This is a genomic window from Virgibacillus carmonensis, assembly GCF_057836705.1.
On the sequence record NZ_JBYQFJ010000005.1, the window covers coordinates 183,565 to 204,668 of the forward strand.

Consider the following 21,104-nt stretch of genomic DNA (forward strand, 5'->3'; position numbering starts at 1 on the left):
CACTCCTTTTATTTATTAAGTAGTCCCTGTTCAGTTAAATAGTTTCTTGCTACTGATTCTGGTGACTTGCCATCATAATCGACCTGGTAATTCATCTGACGCATCTGATCATCAGTTATCTTACCACCTAATTGATTTAATATTTCTTCTAACTCAGGGTACTTCATTAGTGTTTCTTCCCTTAGTAGCGGAGCTCCCTGATATGGTGGGAATAAATTCTTCGGATCATCTAATGTTACTAAATCTAATTTAATCATGTAGCTGTCTGTTGCATATGCATCAATGACATCTACTTCCCCACTGGATAGAGCTTCCTGACGTATACCTGGTTCCATTGTTACGACGTTTGCGAAGTTTATATTATATACTTCTTGCATTCCAACATAACCATCATAACGATCTTTAAATTCTAACGTGAATCCTGCTGTGAATTGATCTTCAACTTTATTCAAATCTCCTATAGATTGAAGATCATATTCTTCAGCTAATTCTTTTGTAGTTGTTACAGCATATGTGTTATTAAATTTCATAGGTTGTAAAAATGCCATATCATATTTTTCTAGCATTCCTTCTTTAGCTTGTTGATAGACTTCTTTTGGATCATTACTTTGAGCTTTTTCTCCTAGATGGGTTACAATTGCTGTTCCTGTAAATTCAGGGTACATATCAATGCTACCTTCTTGAAGTGCAGAAAACACAAATGCAGTTTTACCTAAACTTGTTTTTAATTCCACTTTAAGATCAGTCTCATTTTCAATTAATAATTTGTACATATTTATTAAGATCGCTGGTTCTGATCCAATTTTTGCCCCAATTACCAAATCAGCTTTTTTGCCTCCATTAAACATGAATGGTGTTGCTACTACTACAACAGCTATGATCAACATGGCAATAAAGGACTTAAATCCAGCTCGTATTGATATAAATTCGAATCCCCGTAGAATAACGTCTAGCAAAATTGCCAATAACGCAGCTGGAATCGCACCTAATAATATTAAATTAATATCGGCACCCCGATCTATTCCGAGTAAGATTAGTTCACCTAACCCACCAGCGCCAATTAAGGCAGCAATAGTAGTTGTTCCGACAATTAATACCATGGACGTTCGAACTCCAGCCATAATAACGGGCATGGCAATGGGAAGTTCGACTTTTGTGAGACGCTTAAATGAGTTCATTCCCATACCAGTAGCTGCTTCTTTTAACGAAGGATTTACTTCCTTAATTCCTGTATACGTATTCCGTAATATAGGTAGTAAACCGTATGCAGTCAAAGCAATAATTGCTGGGGTAGTTCCGATCCCGAAAAACGGAATCAAAAAAGCCAATACAGCAAGACTCGGTATCGTTTGTAAGACTGCTGTAACGCCGATTATTGGCTCAGCGACTTTTGTGTACCTGGTTAATAACAAACCTAAAGGAACTGCTATTATAATTGCAATAATCAGTGCGATTAACGATATCTGCAAATGCTCCCATATTGTTTCTAGTAAAACGTCTTGTCTCTTTTGGAATACATCGATGAATTCATTCATTACTGAACCACCCCGTTTTCCATCTTCCTTTTACTTCTTAAAAATGCAATAATGTCTTTATTTGTTAATACACCAACTAGTTTCTGGTCTTTTAATACAGGTAAAATTATTTGTGCATTATTAGGTTGAATGAATCCTGTTGCTTCAAACAATGGTACATCATTATTGATGGTCTGAATCTCAATCTTATTTCCGTTATAAATCGCACCAGCATAAGTGTTATCTTTATCCTTAATCGCAAACATACCTGACTGAGGGTATGTGCCTTGTTCGTATTCGGATAAGGAAACGACATGTGAATTTGTCTGATCTGCAATAACATCAACGGCTGTTTGCCAAGGAGACTTTCTTTCTCCAATAAAATTACGAACAAACTGTGTTTTAGGATTCAATATTAATTGCTGCGGAGTATCCACTTGAATAACCTGTCCTTCTTTCATCAAACATACTTTATCACCAATTGCCATAGCTTCATCCATATCGTGGGTGACAAAGACAATTGTCTTTTTAATTTCCTTCTGTAATATACGGATGTCTTTTTGCAGTTGTTCTCGACTAATTGGATCTAAAGCACTAAATGGTTCATCCATCAAAATAATATCAGGATCTGCCGCGAGCGCCCTTATTACGCCAATTCGTTGTTGCTGACCCCCTGATAATTCGCTTGGCATTCTTCTTTGATAGGTAGATGGATCTAACCCAACCATTTCTAATAATTCAATTCCTCGATCATGTACCTTTTTCTTTTTCCACTTTTTCATTTCTGGTACAACCGCAATGTTTTCTGCAATTGTCATATGTGGAAAAAGTGCTATATCTTGTAAAACATATCCGATATTCCAACGTAATTCATGAATGTTATAATCATTAATATTTTTGTCATTTATGTAGATGGTGCCTGATGAAGGTTCTATTAAACGATTAATCATTTTCATCGTAGTTGTTTTCCCGCAACCACTGGGTCCAATCAAGGTCATCAGTTCTCCGTCTTCTACTTTTAAGGAAAAGTCCTTTACAGCTTCGGTACCATCTGGATATACTTTTTTAACATTCTTAAATTCAATCATGTATCTCGTCCTTTTTAGAATTTATTCCCATTGGGTCATGGGTAGCTACGTTTTTTACTGCATGAACTAGAAAAATAAAAATCGCCATAGTAATAATACCCGTGATAAATGGATTAGAAACATGTAATCGGGTGAAGCGGCTAGAAAATGGAGCGTATATATCATTTTTAGGTTCTTTACCATATAACTTCATGATAAAATAGAGTAGGGATATCAACGAGATTATAATAGAAAGAAGGACAGTACATGGAATACGTTTTATTTGCAATCATCGCCTATTTATTAGGATCAATTCCATCTGCGCTAATCGTCGGAAAAGTCGGATATAAACTAGATATAAGAGAGCATGGAAGTGGAAATTTAGGTGCCACCAACACATTTAGAGTTTTAGGTATCAAGGCAGGTATTATTGTAACGACAGCAGATATTTTAAAAGGAACAACCGCTACGCTTATTCCGTTACTAGTTGATGCTGACATTTATCGATTAGCAATTGGTCTCTTTGCTGTTTTAGGCCATACGTACCCGTTATTTGCTAAGTTTAAAGGCGGAAAAGCTGTAGCCACATCTGGTGGTATTATTTTAGGAGTTAGTCCTTTATTATTTTTAAGTATTGTGATTGCTTTTCTATTGACCTTATATCTATCTAAATATGTTTCCTTATCCTCAATCATTACTGGTGTAGTTACAGTAATCGTTGCTGTCCTACTACATGAGGATATTGGTTTAATAATAGTCTCCTGTGCACTAGCCGTTTTTGTTTCCTACCGACATAAGGATAATATTAAACGAATTCGAAATGGAACGGAACCCAAAATCACATGGATGTAAAGCACGAAAGCGCAAGAGAATGGTCATGGTGGTCTGTGCATCCAAAACGAACATTCTTCCGTACGAGATGATGATAAGGAAGTACTAAAAACGTATGGGATTCTAAAGCTTGACTTGGCTGAAATGTATCTTGCTTGTTCACAGTATTCCAGTTTCATCAGTAATAATACAACCATTCAAACCAAAAAATTGAATAAAAATACTCAATTGCGTATAATTTTAACTACTAATCCTAGCAAGAAAGGGGACACTGTCATGAATAATACACATACATCCCTTAACGTAAACCTACTAAACAAAGATAAACGGCTTCAACTGTTTGGTTCTGTAGCTCCTGGTCCTAGAACAAAACCAATCGAAAAAGAAAAAATGGCTGATTTGCAAAATACTAAAAAAGATTTTTTATTTGATTTAGATCAAGTTGGTATTACTAATGTAAAACACCCTATACTAGTAGAAAGCAACATTGCACCTGTGTCTCAATCAACTGTAGGTACATTCACATTTTCGTCTTCCATTAAGAAAAGTAGTAAAGGCACAAACATGAGTCGATTTATGGAACAATTAAATACGTATTACCAAAATGGATTTGTTGCTAACATATCCACACTTAAAGCTTTTACGAAAGAACTTGCAGCCCGGCTTAATCAAGATGATGCAGAGCTTCAATTAGCATTTCCCTGGTTTTATGAACGTACTGGTCCACAGTCGACTATCCCAGGGATGAATCATGCAAATATTAGCTTAAAAGTAACCTATGATAGCCAAACGGGCTTTACTGTTGGTGCATCCCTGTCAGCATTGATTACGACTTTATGCCCTTGCTCAAAAGAAATTAGTGAATATAGTGCACATAATCAACGTGGGTCTGTATCAATGGATGTTTCTCTTTCAGATGATTTTGATGAACGAAAAATAGATTGGAAAGAAATGTTGTTAGAAGCAGCTGAAAGCAATGCAAGTGCACGTTTGCACCCTGTGTTAAAACGTACGGATGAAAAAATAGTCACGGAGAAAGCATATGAAAATCCTCGTTTCGTTGAGGATATGGTTAGACTGGTCGCTGCTGATTTATTTGAAATGCCATTTGTGACGAAGTTTAAAGTATCCTGTCGGAACGAAGAATCCATTCACATGCATGATGCAGTTGCATCTGTAACAATTGATAAGATGGACTATACTACACAGTAAAAGGATCGATCTTAATGAAGTTTGTTTTTATTGCGCTTATTAAATTTTATCGTAAAGCGATCAGTCCTTTTAAACCACCTTCATGTAGATTTTATCCTACCTGTTCTGAATATGGATTAGAAGCAGTCAAACGATTTGGAGCAATAAAAGGTGGTTTCTTAACGGTCAAACGAATCTCGAAGTGTCATCCCTTCCATGGTGGTGGCGTAGATTTGGTTCCTGAAAGAAAAGAAAAATAAAGGCTGTTGACCCCTAGTCAACAGCCTTTTTTATAGACGAAATTTTTTTATTTGTTCTAATTGGTTTTCACTCATTAGTATTTCCTTTTGTTTTTCACCAAATAAATCAAAGTGTGGGAAGTTTTCATCCAAATGAATCCAGTTTGCTTGTAACTGATAGCCTTTTCCCCACTCAATTAATTTATCTAGATCACTACAGCCTACTTTTGTTACTGTGTAGCACCCCGGAAATCGCTTGTCTTGCCAGTAATGGGTTAGAAAGGAAACTTCCCCGTTTTTCACTTTGTCTTTCCATAGACGCAAATCTTCTCGCTTAAGCCCAAATGCCATTCTTATACCCCTTCAATTTCTCTTTTATATGCGTTATGCCAGTCTGGAAATGCACGTTCTAGTGATAATGGACGAAAACTTTCTTTTTTTACAATAACATGTTTTGTCGTACCTGTTATCGCTACATCATTTTCCTCATTTAAAATTCTATAACCATACACAGACCGCAATCCATCATAGTGATCAAGCCAAGTTTCGACTGTTGCTTTTTCACCATAACGAATTGGTTTTTTAAATGAAATTTGCGCATCTACTATAGGTGATACAACATTACTTTTTTCCATTTCGGCATAATTAAATCCCAGATATTCAATAAACTTAGTTCGACCTATTTCAAACCACACTAAGTAATTTGCATGGTATACCACTCCCATTTGGTCTGTTTCCTGATACCTTACATCTATTTCTGTCTTTATTATACTCAAATTTTTTTCCTCCTACTACCAATTTACGCTACATATAGTTTAGCACAATCGTCTATTTTTCATGAAATATATGAATTTAAAAGGCATTTCCATATTTATGGAAATGCCTTTTAATCAAGCTTCTTTATTTTGATTTAGTTGTTGGTACTTCAGTTCAAATTTTGACTCTATTTTTTCAAGAACTGATTGATCTTGCATGATTTCCTTCCGATTTTCACTCACTAACTCATTATAGGAAAGCCTTCTTTTTAACGAAATAGGGATCCACTCCTTTTTAAAGAAGTATTCCCAAATAATTGAAAATTTATAAACCTAACTTAATTTTTCTAACATTTCTTTCATAAAATCATAAGTCATTGGTCCAACCTTCCTTTGTTGCTGCACAACACCGTCAGTACCAATAAAGTATGTAGTTGGAAGGGCATATGCCAAATAATCTTCCGTAACATTCAATTCTTTATCTAATAATATCGGATAAGTATACTTAAAATTGTCACTGAAGTCTTGGACTGTTTTCAAACTATTTTCCTGACCAGTTACATTTACCGCTAGAATTTCAACTTCATCAGAGTGTTCTTCATAAAACTTTTGCATTTCGGGCATTTCTTTTTTACATGGTGGACACCAAGTTGCCCAAAAATTTATAAATACTTTCTTACCTCGTAAGTCAGATAATCTGACGCTTTCACCCGTCAACGTTTCTAACTCGAAATCTGGAGCTTGCATACCAACTTCTAATCCTGATTTACTTGATGAACTGATTGCTACCCCTTCTATACTTGTATTTCCAGTTACATCTATTTCATTTGTACCTGTATTGCTTTCTGAATTACCTGTGACATTTATGATTAGAAGACCTGTTAAAAGCATCAATGTTGCTGCTGCTAATACCTTTTTGATCATGCTTTCTCACCTCTATTTTCAGACAGAATATATTCAACACTAATAGTAAAGTTGAATGGGTTAAATGTAAAGTAAATCGAAAGAGAGTTCATCCAATTTTCATTATAAAAAACTTCCACACCGTTTATATTGGTGTAGAAGTTTTTTATTTCCACTATTTTATGCTTCCATTTTATCGCGTAGAACCATTTGTAAAATTCCACCGTGGCGATAGTAGTCAACTTCAACATCACTATCAAAGCGAGCGATTACTTCGAATTCAGTGGTTTTACCTTTTTCGTCAACAGCGATAACTTTTACCAAATCATGAGGTTTAACAGATTCGTCAATTTCTACATTAAATGTTTCTTTACCAGTTAAGCCTAATTTATCAGCACTTTCACCTTTTTGGAATTGTAATGGTAATACACCCATCATTACGAGGTTTGAACGATGGATTCGCTCATAGCTCTCAGCGATTACAGTTTTAATTCCAAGCAAGTTAGTACCTTTAGCAGCCCAGTCACGGGAACTACCCATACCGTAATCCTTGCCACCCATTACGAGTAAGCCAGTACCAGCTTCTTGATACTTCATCGCAGCATCATAGATAGGCATAACTTCTTCAGTAGGCCAGAAAGTTGTATATCCTCCTTCTGTTCCAGGTGCAAGTAGGTTACGGATGCGGATATTCGCGAATGTACCACGCATCATTACTTCATGGTTACCACGACGGGATCCATAAGAATTAAAATTACGCGGTGACACATCTTTATCCTGTAAATATTTCCCTGCTGGCATATCTTTTGCAATTGCGCCTGCAGGAGAAATATGGTCAGTTGTAACTGAATCCCCGAATAAGCCAATAGCACGAAGCTTGTTTAATGGTTTAACTGTACTTGCTTCTTTTGATAATCCTTCGAAAAATGGAGGATTTTGAATATATGTTGAATCATTATTCCACTTGTACAATGGTTCATCTGTTGTATCAATTTCATTCCATTTTTCATTTGAATCAAAAACATTTTCATATTCTTTACGGAAGATTTCTGGTTTAACCGTTTGCTCTACCTGTTCTTTAATTTCTTCCATTGTTGGCCAAATGTCTTTCATGAAAATCTCATTTCCATCGCTATCTTTACCTAGCGGTTCAGTTACTAGATCAATATCAACTGTCCCGGCTAATGCATATGCAACTACAAGTGGTGGTGATGCAAGATAGTTAGCTTTTACTAGAGGATGAATTCTTCCTTCAAAGTTTCGGTTACCCGATAACACGGAAGAAACGGTTAAGTCATTAGCTGCAATAGCTTTTTCAATTTCTTCTTTAAGCGGACCAGAGTTACCAATACATGTAGTACAACCATAACCAACTAAGTTAAATCCTAATTGATCGAGATACGGTGTTAATCCGGAATCATCTAAGTAGCGTGTCACTACTTTTGATCCTGGTGCAAGAGACGTTTTTACGTAAGCAGGAACAGTAAGACCTTTCTCCACAGCTTTCTTAGCAATTAAACCTGCACCTAACATAACGTATGGATTAGATGTGTTCGTACAAGATGTAATAGCAGCAATAGCAAGTGCACCAGTCTTCATAGTAGATGTTGATCCATCAGAGTGATCAACTGTTGCTTCTTTATCAAATTCTGCTTTATCCAATCCAAATCCTTGGTTTCCATTAGGAGCTGTAATAGCTTTATTAAATTCTTTTTTCATATCAGAAAGTGCTATTAAGTCTTGTGGACGTTTTGGACCAGATAAGTTTGGTTCAAGTTCAGATAAGTCAATTTCTACTAGTTCTGTATAGTCAGGATCCGCTTGGTCTGAAGAGTACCATAGACTATTTTCTTTGCAGTATTTTTCAACTAAGTCAATATGCTCTTCCTTACGTCCAGTCAAACGCAAATAATTAAGAGACTCTTCATCTACAGGGAAAAATCCACATGTAGCACCATACTCAGGAGCCATGTTAGAAATAGTAGCACGGTCAGCAAGCGGCATATCCTTAAGACCAGGTCCAAAGTATTCTACAAATTTGCCAACCACTGCCTTCTCTCGTAAAACTTGGGTTACCTTTAAGGCTAAATCAGTAGCAGTAGTACCATTTGGGAAGCTTCCTGTAAATTTAACACCAATTACCTCTGGAACAGGTAAAATTGAAGCCTGACCTAACATCCCAGCCTCTGCCTCAATTCCACCTACACCCCACCCAAGAACGCCTAGTCCATTAATCATAGTGGTGTGTGAATCAGTTCCAAATAGTGTATCAGGAAATGCATTATAGGTTCCATCCGCGTTTTCCAATTCATGAACAACATTTGCAATATACTCAAGGTTTACTTGGTGAACAATTCCGGTTGCTGGTGGAACTGCACGGTAATTATCAAACGCTTTTTGTGCCCAATTTAAAAATTCATAGCGTTCACCATTGCGTTCAAATTCTAACTCCATATTAGCTTGTAACGCACTCGGCGTACCATATTGATCTACTTGTACAGAGTGGTCAATAACTAGATCTACAGGAACTTCTGGGTTAATCCTGTCAGGTTCCCCACCCATGTCTACCATTGCTTTACGCAATGAAGCAAGGTCTACCACTGCAGGTACCCCAGTGAAGTCTTGTAAAATTACACGTGAAGGTTTAAAAGGTACGTCAACCCCTTCGCCTTCCTTCGTTCCCCACTTAGTAAGACCTTCTACATGTTCATCTTTAATTACATGGCCATCATGTTGACGGACAATGGATTCTAGTAAAACACGGATTGAAAATGGTAGTCTTGCAACATTACCAATACCAGCTTCCTCTAATGCTTTTAATTGGTAATAGTTATACGTTTTACCATTAAGCTCAAATTGCTTTTTTGCTTGAAATGCATCGTTTTGTGTCATTATGTAATACCCCTCTCGTTCTTCTTTGTCGAAGATTTATATCATTTATACAGGCAAATCCAGGACAAACCTAATAATCTCACTTATTTATCTTAAATGAAAAAAGCATATAAAACAAATGTTATATGCCTTTTCCTAGTATATTAAAATATTATTTAAAGTGATAATTAATAGTTATACATTGGGTTTAATTATGGTTTTGTAAATTATACCCAATGGACGAAAGTTTTTATTCATTGGGTAAAGGAAGAATTATTTTAAATGTACTCCCATTGTTGGTGTTTTGCTCTATCTTTAATTTTCCATTATGTTTTTCGAGGATTTGATTTGTTATCATTAATCCAAGTCCTGTCCCACTCTTTTTTGTAGTAAAAAATGGTTCGCCTAATTTATGAATTATTTCTTCAGGAATTCCGGGTCCGTCATCTATGATTGCTATTTCAAGTTCTACATCTGTTACAGAAATTAATATTTCAATTGTTCCTTTTCTATCCATTGCTTCTATTGCATTCTTCACAATATTAATTAAAACCTGTTTGATTTGAGAACGATCACAATAAACACAGTGCTTGTCTTGTCTTTTCCATTTGATGTCCACGTTTTTCAGACGAGCTTGTGGTAACAGTAACGCCACAATCTCATGAACCATCACTTCAACGACTTCTTCTTTCTTATTATTTGTTAAGGGCTTTGAAATAAAAAGAAGCTCAGAAGTAATAGTTTCCATTTTTTCGATTTCATCAATCATTATTTTGTAGTATTCTTCTTTTCGATTAACTCCAGCCTGCAATAACTGCATAAATCCTTTTAACGATGTCAAAGGATTTCGGATTTCATGTGCAATTCCTGCGGCTAACTGTCCAGCAACAGACATTTTCTCTGACCGTATCATCATTTCCTCAGTCTCTTTTTTATCTGAGATATCTTTAAGCATGGAAACATAAAAATAACTGTCGTCTTTATTCCTTAATTTAGATACTGCACATTCCGTCCAAATATATTTTCCATATTTATTGCGAATGTTTATATTAAATTTATGATTATTATGATCCTTCTCAGTGTCTGCATAATAGTTCATTAATTGTGTCACATCTTCAGGAGATAGTAAGTCATACCAAAAAATTTCTTCTAAGTCTTGAATAGTATACCCCAAAATCCGTTCGACAGATTTAGATATAAACTTAATTTTTCCAGTTTTATCCCATATTGAGATTAACTCATTGCTATTATTTTCAATCCAGGTAATTATATACGGTGGTAGTTCGTACATTTCTGAATAGATTCCTTGTTTAATCTTCGTTTTATCAGAGCATGAATTATTTCTCTCGTATTCATTCGTGTGCTCTTTAGAAGAATTAGATTTCATCGCTTCACCCCTAGTTACAGATTCCAACATAAAAATTGTATATAATTACTTATATGACTTTATAGTTTAAAATATGTCACTTGTAAGAAACACTATGTACTTTTATAATGAAACTATATGAAATGATGTAATGTGATAAATAATTGCAGATAAAAAATTAGTAATTATTAGTAATATTACTATACTTAGTGTAAAAAATAAATCTTTTGTATGGTTTACAAAGAGAAAAATCAGAAATAGGTGGTCAAATGTCATTACTTGTCGATTTTTTAATTATACTTTGGGGTTTTTTATTAATCGGACTAATGGGAATCGGTGGTTTTTTTATGTTCCGTAAATTTTTAAAAAAGCTGCCGAAAGATGATGGAAAATCGAATATGGATTGGGAAGAGTATTACATGGAAAAAACGCGGCATATGTGGGAGAAGAAAGAAAAAGACCTACTGGAAGAATTGGTATCACCAGTTCCGGAATTATTTCGTGATCTAGCTAGGCATAAAATAGCTAGCAAGATTGGTGAAGTCGCATTGCAAAAAAAAAGAAAGAAAATAACGGAAGATGTTTTAATTGAAGGTTACATCGTGGCTACACCGAAAAGAGATCATAAATTCTTACGAAAAAAACTTGCTGAGAAAGAAATCGATGTCACACCTTATGAAATATATTTTGAATAGGAAAAGATAAAAAAGAAAAAACGAGCTTTTCTAGGAGCTCGTTTAATGTGCCTCAGAATACTTTAATTTTCTTTCTAATTTTTTATATTTAACTAGCATGGCAATTCGCCAAGAAATAATCATTCCAAATGCTAAAAGAAAGAACATACCACTTGTTTCATAAAGCGAAATAGTACCGCTAAATACCAATTTCAGGATAATTCGTAGTATTAATAATCCAAACAATATAAAAATAAAAGATTTGGATGGTATTAAGTATATATCATTTTGCTTAATTTCAAATTTCGAACCAATTATTAGTAGAATAGAAAACATAACACCAACAACCAGTGCTTCTAAAACTTGACTCCATTCGATACGAAATACTGGAAAAACAAACATTAGCGCACCAGTACTCATAAATAGCGGAGGCAAAATAATCTTCTTAACAGAAGCTGGTTTTTTGGCAGACCTTAAACGTAAGAAAATCATTAAGGTCGCCATACAAGCAGCACCTATGCTACTTAAAATAATCCAAAACATGCATAATCATCTCTTTCACTATCTTCAGCTGTTTATGTTGATTGTTGATTCATTCTTATGTAAAACTCGGTTAATTGTGTCTATTACACGCCCCTCATCAAAAGGCTTGATAATAAAATCACTTGCACCAATTTCAATGGCCTCAACCACCACTTTTTGTTGTCCCATAGCAGAACAAACAATAATTGTCGCTTGAGAATCAAATGCTCTTATGGCTTTGATTGCGTCAATACCATTCATTACTGGCATGGTAATATCCATTGTGACAATATCTGGATTTAGTTCTTTATAAAGCTTAATTGCTTTCTCTCCATTTTCAGCTTCTCCAACAATTTCATAATTATCACTGCTTAACATGGTAGAAAGTGTAACCCGCATAAATTTTGCATCATCAACCACTAGAACCTTTGTCATCTATTATCTCCCCCAATAATAGTTATTGATCATTTGCAATAGATAAAATGATCGTCACCGTAACACCCAAGACGGTTAGAAAAACGCCCAAATCAAATATCATAGCAGTTGCTAGTTCTATTTCGCCAAATATAGGAACATGGAAATAACCATATGTTTGTGATAGAAATGGAACTTGAAAAATAAATGATCCTATTCCTGTAGATAAAGCAATTACTAATCCGATTGGAATTAATGCACGAAAATTGATTGGTAATACCTTATCTACGGCTTCCATTCCGTATGACATATACATTAATAAAATTGCTCCAGAAGTAACTAGCCCACCTACAAATCCACCACCTGGTGCATTATGACCTGCCAACAATAGATATATTGCGAATCCAAAAAGTATAAAAGCTATAAGGGATGTGGTTGTTTGAAGTATGAGGTCATTCGGTTTATACATCACAATTTCTCCTTTAATTTATCGCAGTTTGACGGGTAGCAAAACCCCCACCTCAAAAATTGAAGTTAGACAGAAAATTTTAGGTGGAGGATAACTGCCCGTTCAAGCCCGATTGGTTCAACTAACATTCAGTGGGGGAAGAAAAAACCCCACTGAATGAAATGAAGTTTCACTTTATATACTAATACAAATGTTTTAAAAAATCTATTAAAACCCAGAGAATCCAAACACTCCTGCTAAATAGGAGGTTAGTTTTGTCATCCAGTCAAAAAACAGGGCAATTCCCATGAATATCATAACATATCCACCGATTCTCATAAGTTTTAAACTGTTTCGTTTAATCCAAGATAATTTTCCAATAAAGAAAGATAGGATTAAAAATGGTAGTGAAAAACCAAGAGTATAGCTGATCATCATAATCATTCCAAGATCAGGGTTAGACGCTGCTAATGAAAATACAATTGCTAAAATTGGTCCGATACATGGTGTCCACCCCATCGAGAAAGCCATCCCAATTAACACAGAACCAAAATATCCAGAAGGACGATTTTTGAATGTAATTTTTTTATCTTTCATAAGAAATTCGAAATTAAATACTCCTACAATTACTAACCCGAAAAACACAATAAGAATTGCGCCAATTTGACGAATTATATCTTTGTATGTAAGTAAAAACTCAGATATAAAAGTAGTGGTAAAACCAAACGCAATGAATATACTTGAAAATCCAACTAAGAAAAATATAGTGTGCAACAGGCTCTTGCGTTTTAGCATGATATTATCTTCTTTTACTTCATTCACACTCATGCCCGTTATATAGGATAGAAAAGCGGGATATAATGGCAAGACACATGGTGAAATAAATGATAAAAATCCTGCTGCAAATGCAATGAATATATTGATTTCTGACATATTAATCCTCCTAAAAACCATTCACTTCATAAATTTTAACAGATAGTGAATAGATTTTATGATGCGGAATTTGACAATATAACAACTATTTTAAATACCCCCTAATACTACTAAGTATTAAGGGGTATGCATTAACGTGTTAGAACTTATTACTTACTCTGCTGGTTGTTCATAGAACGCATCATTTGATTAATTTTCTTCTGTGATGGTTTTTGACCCATCTGCATCATCATCGTTCGTAGCATTTGTTCATTAATTGGTGGGTTTTTCTTTAAGTAATTCATCATATATTTTCTTGCAATGAAGAAACCAAGAGCAACTCCAACAATAAGAGCCAATATACCAATTAATACGACCCAAATCGTGCCCATTTCAAGCCTTCCCCCTTCATGTTGTCTCTCATACAGTATAGTAAATCAAAGGGTAGAATACAATACTTGCTCATTCAAATGATCCTTTAACTTTATTACTGGAGAAATCCAACCATAGTTATTTAAATTATTACCCAATACAAATAAGGATGGATGGAATAATTGTAAAATAGGAAATAACAACATTTCTGCATCTTGTAGCATATCACAACGAAATTCTATCTGTTTTTCACTAATATGTAAAGAGATGTAGTATTTATCTTGTTCTATTTCTATTATATTATTACCATCTTTCACTATAGCCTTGTTATTATACAATGTTTTAATTTTAGTAATCAACTCTTTTGTAGAAAAAAAAGAGGTTATTTCTTTAAATTGATCATCTATCACCTTATTTTTACCGTCTTCGTGGTATTGTTTGAAAAAACGATAGAGTATATCACTTCTATAATAATAGCGCTCAGCAAATTCATTTTTAATCGAGTAAATAGAATACGTATTCAACAATATCACTCCTTTTGTTATTATTATACGTATTCTATTTCAAAATAATGTCAAAATGAGTTGCATTTCACCACTAGTTTTGTCGAATAACAAGAGGTCTCAACATTTTCTTTGTTGAGACCTCTATTCTTTCTATTTCACTAGTTTTTCTACCTGTTTTATAACGTTCTCAACGGTAAATCCGTATTCTTCCATAACTTTATCACCTTTTGCTGATGCACCAAATGTATCAATTCCAAGTACTTTACCTTGGTCTCCTACATAACGCTCCCAGCCGAATGGTGATGCCATTTCAATTGCAAGACGACTTTTCACCTGTGGTGGTATTACCTCGTTTTGGTAAGCAATATCCTGCTCGTTAAAACGATCCCATGATGGCATGCTCACCACGTTTACATAAATATTTCTTTCTTTTAGTTCTTTTTGTGCTTTAACTGCTAGTTGAACCTCAGATCCTGTTGCAAGTAATAATGCATCTGGAGTTTCTTTATCACTTTCACTTACCACATAAGCACCTTTTTTAACGCCTTCGTACGCATGCTCTTTTGTACCATCTAGAGTTGGCAATCCCTGTCTGGTTAACACTAATGCAGTTGGTTTGTTTGTCGATTCTAACGCCAAACGCCATGCTGCTTGTGTTTCATTACCGTCAGCCGGGCGAATAAGTGATAAGCCCGGCATTGCACGGAATGCTGGTAGGTGTTCAATCGGTTCATGTGTTGGGCCATCTTCCCCCACAGCAATAGAATCATGTGTAAACACATATGTTACAGGAATGTTCATGATAGCCGATAAGCGTACAGCTGGACGTAAATAGTCACTGAACACAAAGAATGTACCCGCGTACACTTTTAATCCTCCATGAAGCGCCATACCATTAAGTGCTGCTGCCATTGCAAATTCGCGAACACCAAACCAAATATTTTTTCCAGCATAATTTTCACGTGAAAAGTCGGTCTGTTCATTTACAGTAGTCTTATTGGAACCTGCTAAATCAGCACTACCGCCAAATAAATTTGGAAGTTTGTTTGATACAGCATTAAGTACTTCACCTGATGATGCACGAGTTGCTAACTTATCTTTTTCAGGTTCATAAATAGGTAATTCCTTGTCCCAATCAAGTGGTAGATCACCATTGATTGCTTGTTCAAGTTTTTTAGCGTCTTCAGGGTATTTTTCTTTATAATTATCAAACAATTGTTTCCAGTTATCTTCTGCGTCTTTCCCACTCTTACCGATCTTTTCATGAAAGTCAGCATAAACTTCTTCAGGGACATGAAAATCATCGTGTGGCCATTGGTATGCCTCTTTCGTAAGTTTAACTTCATCGAGACCCAGTGGTGCTCCATGTGACGCCGAAGAAGCGGATTTATTAGGAGAACCAAAACCAATTACGGTTTTAACCTCTATCAATGTTGGTTGATTCGTATTTTCTTTCGCTTCTTTTATCGCATTACGAAGTGCATTTACATCATTTCCGTCCTCTACACGAATGACCTGCCATCCGTATGCGTTAAAACGCTGTTCCGTATTATCGGAAAATGATCGATCCAAATCACCATCTAATGAAATGTCATTTGAATCATATAAAGCGATTAGTTTACCTAAACCAAGATGACCAGCAAGTGAAGCTGTTTCATGGGAAATTCCTTCCATTAGATCACCGTCACTAATGAGCGCATACGTATGATGATCAATGATGGATAAATCATCTTTATTAAAAGTAGCTGCAAGATGCGCTTCTGCCATTGCCATACCAACTGACATAGCAATACCTTGTCCGAGTGGTCCAGTTGTTGCCTCAACCCCATCTGTATGATGAACCTCAGGGTGGCCAGGTGTTTTTGAATCCCATTGTCTAAAGTCCTTTAGGTCATCAATCGTTACATCATATCCTGCTAAGTGAAGTAAACTATATAACAGCATAGATCCGTGTCCGGCTGACAATACAAAACGATCACGATTAAACCATTTTGAATTTTTGGGGTTTTGGTTCATAAAGTCTGTCCACAATGTGTATGCCATCGGAGCAGCCCCCATTGGTAAACCTGGGTGACCCGAATTAGCATTTTCAATAGCGTCGATTGCTAGAGTGCGAATCGTGTTTATTGATAGTTGTTCTACGTTAATTGTCATGAAAAGTCTCCTTCCTTGTCGAAACTTGTTTTAATCCTATTCAATTCTATAATGAAATCCAAGTTGTAACAAGTACCATTTTATCCACTACTACCAAAACTAGTTATTTTTATTTTTCTTTTGTAGCTCTTTTACTTTTTTGGGGGTTACATCATTTCCTTCTGGGTCCTTTACTGTCATAGTTTTAAATTGATTTTTAAAAGATGAGCGAACGTTACCTAAATATTCTGTGCGTAAGGTTTTTTGTTCCTTCTTTTCTTCTTCCGTTAACCCCTCATTTTTAGCTTTTTTCGCAAGTATATTAATACGTTCTAATTTTTCTTTAGAAATCATGTTATTACTACCTCCCTAACATAATAGAAAAACTCGGCATCACCTCGTCTTTAATAGCGAATGCCGAAGTTTATCTTATACTTAAGTCCTTTAAACTTTTTATACTCCTCAAGTGAAAAAAAGCACGAACTTTATACTAGTCCCTGCTTTTTTATATTATCGTTCTATCCTTATTAATTCAAGTATTATGATATTCTTGAAACCTTCGATGTACGGTTGCTTTTGATACATTAAATCCAAGACCATTTAAAGTCCTTGCAATTTCTTCAAATGATAATTTGTTTTCACGTAATCGTACCACTTCTTCTATCGGAAAATCTATGCGTTGTCTACCAGAAGCCTGATTACGATTCGATAAATTTTTCCCAGGATCAAAACCCTCGTCAATCGCTTTATTCATCCCTCTTTTTATTTTAATATTATGGATTTTACGCTGGTATTCTTCGACAATGCCCACGATTTGTAAAACCATTGAATCTGATTCTGAAAGCTCTAGCTTGCCGTTATGAATCGCTGTATAGATAGGTATGTGAAGTTTATTAAGTTGATGAAATAGTGCAACCTTTGTATTTCCCCGTCCTAAACGCGTTTCATCTTGTATGAGTAAACAATCCGCATTCTGACTGGTGAAATGTTCAAGCATTTCAAAGACACCGTCCCGTTCTATTTCATAGCCGCTAGCCTGTTCTTTTATAATGGCTATCACGGTCATTTCATACATTTGCGCTAAATGTATTAACTCCTTTTCCTGTCTAGCTAAGGAAGTTTCCTGTTCTTTTTTATCTGTACTTACTCGACAATATAGTATCGTGTTCACTATTCATACACTCCAGCTATTAGTTTATTTATTAGAGGATGTTCAAAAAGCCACCAAATGATAAATGGCGAATCTCTTCGTTGAAAAAGCCGCTTCTACTAAGTGCGTGCAAGTCCGGCCCTCAAACTCTCGTGCCTCGACCTTGACGCACAGGACGTGCTGATGTCGACTTTGCAACAGGATAAGGAAAGCTACCCTGAAAATGCATCGCACGATGAAAATCGTCTTTGATTTTCGAGGACACCTAAGTTCTTAGTCGACTAATTCTGTGACTTTTTGAACGAGCATTATTGGTTAAGCACTTGTAATCATAGAGAAGTATAAAAACACTAACGTTAATGCAAAAGCTACTAGGTAAAATGCATCTGTTTTATTTATTTTATCAAACATGAAAATCAATCCTTTCTATTTACAAGAACCTTTGTTCGCGTCTAGTTAAAACCATACACCCGAACATACGGTCTTGTCAACTGTTTCTCGAACGGATGTTTGCTTTTTCTGGAAAATAGTGATAAACTATCAGTAATAAATCCTATGCGCGAGGTGTTAGATAGATGACAAAACTATCCAAAAGGCAAGAAACAATTCTTGAATATATTAAAGATGAAGTAAATAAAAAAGGTTATCCACCATCCGTAAGAGAAATTGCAGTAGCAGTTGGTCTTGCATCTAGTTCAACTGTTCATGGCCACTTATCAAGACTAGAAAGTAAGGGCTATATTAGAAGGGACCCAACAAAACCACGAGCAATTGAGGTATTAAATCTATCATTAGAAAGCAATGTTCCAAGGGATGCAGTTCGGTATGCACCTGTTATTGGTAAAGTTACAGCAGGTATCCCGATTACTGCTGTAGAAAATATAGAAGAGTTTATTCCGTTACCTAGTTCTTCTTCCTCCCCAGATGATAATATTTTCATCCTGATCATTCAGGGAGAAAGCATGATTGAAGCAGGTATACTTGATGGGGATATGGTAATTGTAAAACAACAAAACACCGCACAAAATGGCGAAATAGTCGTTGCTATGACTGATGAGAATGAGGCTACTGTGAAGCGATTCTTTAAAGAAAAAGATCACATACGGTTGCAACCTGAAAATGCAACAATGGAAGCACTAATCTATCAAAATGTAACTATTTTAGGTAAAGTAACAGGTTTATATCGAAATATCCATTAATAAGAACAAAAACGCAAGAGCCAGTAATGACCGTATGACCTGTCCCACGCAATTTGGTGGTTTAATCGAACCTCCTTTTCATTGAAGTGACCGATAGTGTTACAAAACTAAGCAAATAAAAAAACCTTGATGCAGTTAGGCTAGTCTGCATCAAGGTTTTTTTATTAATCGCAATTTGGATGGTTAGTAAAACTTCACCCTTTAAAAACGAGGTAAGAGAATAATTTCAGGTAGAACGGTCTTTCCAAGTAGGGGCAGATCAACTAACATTTAGTAAGGGAAAAGATAACCTCCACTGAATTTATGATATAAAATTATAGGAAAGTTAATATAATTATTTACAAAAAGATAAAATGAACAGATTGACGCATTAAGCAGAATAACAGTAAAGTTATGCATTAATCCTAAAAAATATCGACCAGTACAAAAAGTACATGGCCGACATAGTTTGCTTATTAAGGGATTTATAATTTTTAAGCTTTTTAATGACACGCTATGTCTGAAAACTTAATAAGAAGTCAAATATTGTTCTCTCTCCCAAGGATGAACAGTCGTTCTAAATCTATACCTTGCTTTTTAAGGCATTCAAAAGTTGTCAAAAATGGCGTGAAAACAACATTTAAAAAATCACCTTTTCAAATGTTTTTCTATTCTTTCAAATATCTGTGGGTGTTTCGTGGGTACTGTCGTGGGTGCAATAAAAAGTAAAGTGTACCCTTTGTAAAGGACATTTTATAAAAGGTTATGCTGCAAGGAGAAGGTGATTTCTGTATTGAACAGGGGTCATCTTCTTTAAGTTCCATGCATACGGCTGTTCAATTATTGCGCCCGATCGTATTATATGGTCAGCCAGTCATTTCTGGTTGACCTATTTTTTAAATAGGTTTTATGCTTAAGAGAGTCGGGGTAGGACGTTTGCGCCCGTGGGACACTGATCCCGTCCGTTATACTGTCCACCCCCTCCTTGTAGAAACATGTTTGAGGCTGGTTGGGACATGATCCCGTATAACAAGCGAAGCTATGACACTACAAGTGATATAGGGGCGTACCGACGAATCGAATCTATTAAAGGGGTATGATTTATATGGATCCTGTTATTGGCTTGGATGTTGCTAAAGGCGAGAGCCAGGTTCAAGCCTTTTTACAAAGAAAGCAAACGTACAAGCAAATTTTTAAATTTAACCATGATCTACCGGGACTTCACGCTTTTCATCACTTTTATCAAGAATTAGAAAAGGTCTCTGGTCAACCTCCGTCCGTTATCTTTGAATCTACTGGACACTACCATGAGCCTGTACTTCAATTTCTTGAAAGTCAGGACATAGTGTACTATTTGATTAATCCAGTGGTTTCTTTTGAGGCTAGAAAAACTAGTTTGCGTAAAGTGAAAACGGATAAAGCTGATGCGTTTCATTTGGGAGAGCTTTACTACAAGGAAGACCTTGAAGTCTATCAAAGAAAAACAGAGAAAGCTCTTAATTTGCGTCTCTTGACGAGACAACACCACAGTGCTTTAACAGAAAGCTATGTTGAGATTAAGCTTCAATTTCAAGTTGCTTTGGATCTTGGATCAGGTTTTCCCAGAATACCATAGTGTTTTTAGTGATCTTTATGGCAAGCTTTCACTAAACACTTTATTACATTATCCAACTGCGTTGGACATTCACAAGGTCTCTCAACAGGCTCTGGTGGATGAAATGCGACAATTCGGAGCGAGACGCTCTCAAGCATGGTTTTTAGATAAAGCAGCTCAATTAAGAGAAGCAGCAAAACGCAATCCGTTTCAATCTCAAATTAGTCATGGGCAACTTGTCAGTTTACGCATGTATATTCAGATGCTTTTCCAATATCAAAAGCATCTGTCCGAGTTAATAAGAGAAATAAATTCGCTAGCAAAATCTTTTGAAGAATACAGATTGATCCAATCCGTTCCAGGTATCGGGGAAAAGATTGCAGCAACAATCATCTCCGAAATTGGGGACATCAACCAGTTCGAGCATCCTAAAAAACTAGTAGCCTATGCAGGATTGGATCCAT

General features: G+C 35.6%; 23 protein-coding genes and 1 pseudogene. 7 read left to right on the forward strand and 17 right to left on the reverse strand.

The genetic code is table 11. The features are described from left to right. Positions 1-8: 8 nt before the first annotated feature. Together AC3G7N_RS06155 and AC3G7N_RS06160 are read right to left on the reverse strand one after the other, a co-directional pair. Positions 9-1,535 (reverse strand): ABC transporter permease/substrate-binding protein, encoded by a 1,527-nt coding sequence (locus AC3G7N_RS06155; RefSeq protein WP_489421264.1) that lies wholly within the window; start codon positions 1,533-1,535, stop codon positions 9-11. Next, the gene (locus AC3G7N_RS06160; protein WP_489421265.1) at positions 1,535-2,602 is read right to left on the reverse strand and encodes an ABC transporter ATP-binding protein; all 1,068 of its coding nucleotides are present in this window, start codon (positions 2,600-2,602) and stop codon (positions 1,535-1,537) included. Before AC3G7N_RS06160 ends, AC3G7N_RS06155 begins: the two co-directional genes overlap by 1 nt. Before the next feature lie 246 nt (positions 2,603-2,848). Between AC3G7N_RS06160 and plsY the strand changes: the two genes are divergently transcribed. From plsY to yidD, 3 genes are all read left to right on the forward strand, one after another. After that, the gene (gene plsY / locus AC3G7N_RS06165; RefSeq protein ID WP_489421266.1) at positions 2,849-3,433 is read left to right on the forward strand and encodes a glycerol-3-phosphate 1-O-acyltransferase PlsY; all 585 of its coding nucleotides are present in this window, start codon (positions 2,849-2,851) and stop codon (positions 3,431-3,433) included. A 255-nt stretch (positions 3,434-3,688) separates the two neighbouring features. After that, complete coding sequence (gene folE2, locus AC3G7N_RS06170; RefSeq protein WP_489421267.1) at positions 3,689-4,624, forward strand: GTP cyclohydrolase FolE2; 936 nt, start codon at positions 3,689-3,691, stop codon at positions 4,622-4,624. A 14-nt stretch (positions 4,625-4,638) separates the two neighbouring features. Then, positions 4,639-4,863: a membrane protein insertion efficiency factor YidD gene (gene yidD, locus AC3G7N_RS06175; RefSeq protein ID WP_489421268.1), complete on the forward strand. Its 225-nt coding sequence runs from the start codon at positions 4,639-4,641 to the stop codon at positions 4,861-4,863. 30 nt (positions 4,864-4,893) lie between these two features. On the opposite strand, the gene AC3G7N_RS06180 is transcribed toward yidD, so the two are convergent. From AC3G7N_RS06180 to AC3G7N_RS06205, 6 genes are all read right to left on the reverse strand, one after another. Continuing rightward, positions 4,894-5,193, reverse strand: coding sequence for a hypothetical protein (locus AC3G7N_RS06180; protein ID WP_489421269.1), 300 nt, complete (start codon positions 5,191-5,193; stop codon positions 4,894-4,896). Between the two features lie 2 nt (positions 5,194-5,195). Continuing rightward, on the reverse strand, positions 5,196-5,618 hold the full coding sequence (locus AC3G7N_RS06185; protein ID WP_489421270.1) for an acyl-CoA thioesterase: 423 nt from the start codon (positions 5,616-5,618) through the stop codon (positions 5,196-5,198). Positions 5,619-5,732: 114 nt separating this feature from the next. After that, a complete protein-coding gene (locus AC3G7N_RS06190; RefSeq protein WP_489421297.1) occupies positions 5,733-5,915 on the reverse strand; it encodes an FbpB family small basic protein in 183 nt (60 codons plus the stop codon). Positions 5,916-5,930: 15 nt separating this feature from the next. Further along, positions 5,931-6,521, reverse strand: coding sequence for a TlpA family protein disulfide reductase (locus AC3G7N_RS06195; protein ID WP_489421271.1), 591 nt, complete (start codon positions 6,519-6,521; stop codon positions 5,931-5,933). Positions 6,522-6,680: 159 nt separating this feature from the next. Beyond that, positions 6,681-9,392, reverse strand: a complete 2,712-nt coding sequence (gene acnA / locus AC3G7N_RS06200; protein ID WP_489421272.1) for an aconitate hydratase AcnA — start codon at positions 9,390-9,392, stop codon at positions 6,681-6,683. Positions 9,393-9,621: 229 nt separating this feature from the next. Beyond that, positions 9,622-10,758 (reverse strand): ATP-binding protein, encoded by a 1,137-nt coding sequence (locus tag AC3G7N_RS06205; protein ID WP_489421273.1) that lies wholly within the window; start codon positions 10,756-10,758, stop codon positions 9,622-9,624. Between the two features lie 248 nt (positions 10,759-11,006). Here AC3G7N_RS06205 and AC3G7N_RS06210 point away from each other — a divergent pair, with 248 nt between their 5' ends. Further along, positions 11,007-11,432, forward strand: coding sequence for a DUF2621 family protein (locus AC3G7N_RS06210; protein WP_489421274.1), 426 nt, complete (start codon positions 11,007-11,009; stop codon positions 11,430-11,432). Between the two features lie 42 nt (positions 11,433-11,474). On the opposite strand, the gene AC3G7N_RS06215 is transcribed toward AC3G7N_RS06210, so the two are convergent. The 9 genes from AC3G7N_RS06215 to AC3G7N_RS06255 all read right to left on the reverse strand — a co-directional run bounded on the left by AC3G7N_RS06215 (position 11,475) and on the right by AC3G7N_RS06255 (position 17,889). Then, positions 11,475-11,954 carry a CcdC family protein gene (locus AC3G7N_RS06215; protein WP_489421275.1) on the reverse strand — a complete coding sequence of 160 codons (480 nt, stop codon included), beginning with the start codon at positions 11,952-11,954 and terminating at the stop codon, positions 11,475-11,477. A gap of 24 nt (positions 11,955-11,978) precedes the next feature. Further along, on the reverse strand, positions 11,979-12,368 hold the full coding sequence (locus tag AC3G7N_RS06220; RefSeq protein WP_489421276.1) for a response regulator: 390 nt from the start codon (positions 12,366-12,368) through the stop codon (positions 11,979-11,981). A gap of 22 nt (positions 12,369-12,390) precedes the next feature. Then, positions 12,391-12,816, reverse strand: a complete 426-nt coding sequence (locus tag AC3G7N_RS06225; RefSeq protein ID WP_489421277.1) for a Na(+)/H(+) antiporter subunit B — start codon at positions 12,814-12,816, stop codon at positions 12,391-12,393. 207 nt (positions 12,817-13,023) lie between these two features. After that, positions 13,024-13,728 (reverse strand): cytochrome c biogenesis CcdA family protein, encoded by a 705-nt coding sequence (locus AC3G7N_RS06230; protein WP_489421278.1) that lies wholly within the window; start codon positions 13,726-13,728, stop codon positions 13,024-13,026. Between the two features lie 149 nt (positions 13,729-13,877). Further along, a complete protein-coding gene (locus AC3G7N_RS06235; RefSeq protein ID WP_489421279.1) occupies positions 13,878-14,099 on the reverse strand; it encodes a YneF family protein in 222 nt (73 codons plus the stop codon). Between the two features lie 45 nt (positions 14,100-14,144). After that, entirely contained in the window at positions 14,145-14,603 is a 459-nt protein-coding gene (sirA, locus tag AC3G7N_RS06240; RefSeq protein ID WP_489421280.1) for a sporulation inhibitor of replication protein SirA, read from the reverse strand. 132 nt (positions 14,604-14,735) lie between these two features. Next, entirely contained in the window at positions 14,736-16,739 is a 2,004-nt protein-coding gene (gene tkt / locus AC3G7N_RS06245; protein WP_489421281.1) for a transketolase, read from the reverse strand. A gap of 99 nt (positions 16,740-16,838) precedes the next feature. Next, positions 16,839-17,072: a DUF896 domain-containing protein gene (locus AC3G7N_RS06250; protein ID WP_489421282.1), complete on the reverse strand. Its 234-nt coding sequence runs from the start codon at positions 17,070-17,072 to the stop codon at positions 16,839-16,841. Between the two features lie 178 nt (positions 17,073-17,250). Next, on the reverse strand, positions 17,251-17,889 hold the full coding sequence (locus tag AC3G7N_RS06255) for a YneB family resolvase-like protein (RefSeq protein ID WP_489421283.1): 639 nt from the start codon (positions 17,887-17,889) through the stop codon (positions 17,251-17,253). Positions 17,890-18,443: 554 nt separating this feature from the next. Between AC3G7N_RS06255 and lexA the strand changes: the two genes are divergently transcribed. The 3 genes and pseudogenes from lexA to AC3G7N_RS06270 form a co-directional block, all read left to right on the forward strand. Continuing rightward, entirely contained in the window at positions 18,444-19,067 is a 624-nt protein-coding gene (lexA, locus tag AC3G7N_RS06260) for a transcriptional repressor LexA (RefSeq protein ID WP_489421284.1), read from the forward strand. Positions 19,068-19,811: 744 nt separating this feature from the next. Then, entirely contained in the window at positions 19,812-19,934 is a 123-nt protein-coding gene (locus AC3G7N_RS06265) for a hypothetical protein (RefSeq protein ID WP_489421285.1), read from the forward strand. 217 nt (positions 19,935-20,151) lie between these two features. Further along, positions 20,152-21,104, forward strand: a pseudogene (locus AC3G7N_RS06270) (IS110 family RNA-guided transposase); the annotation flags it as partial.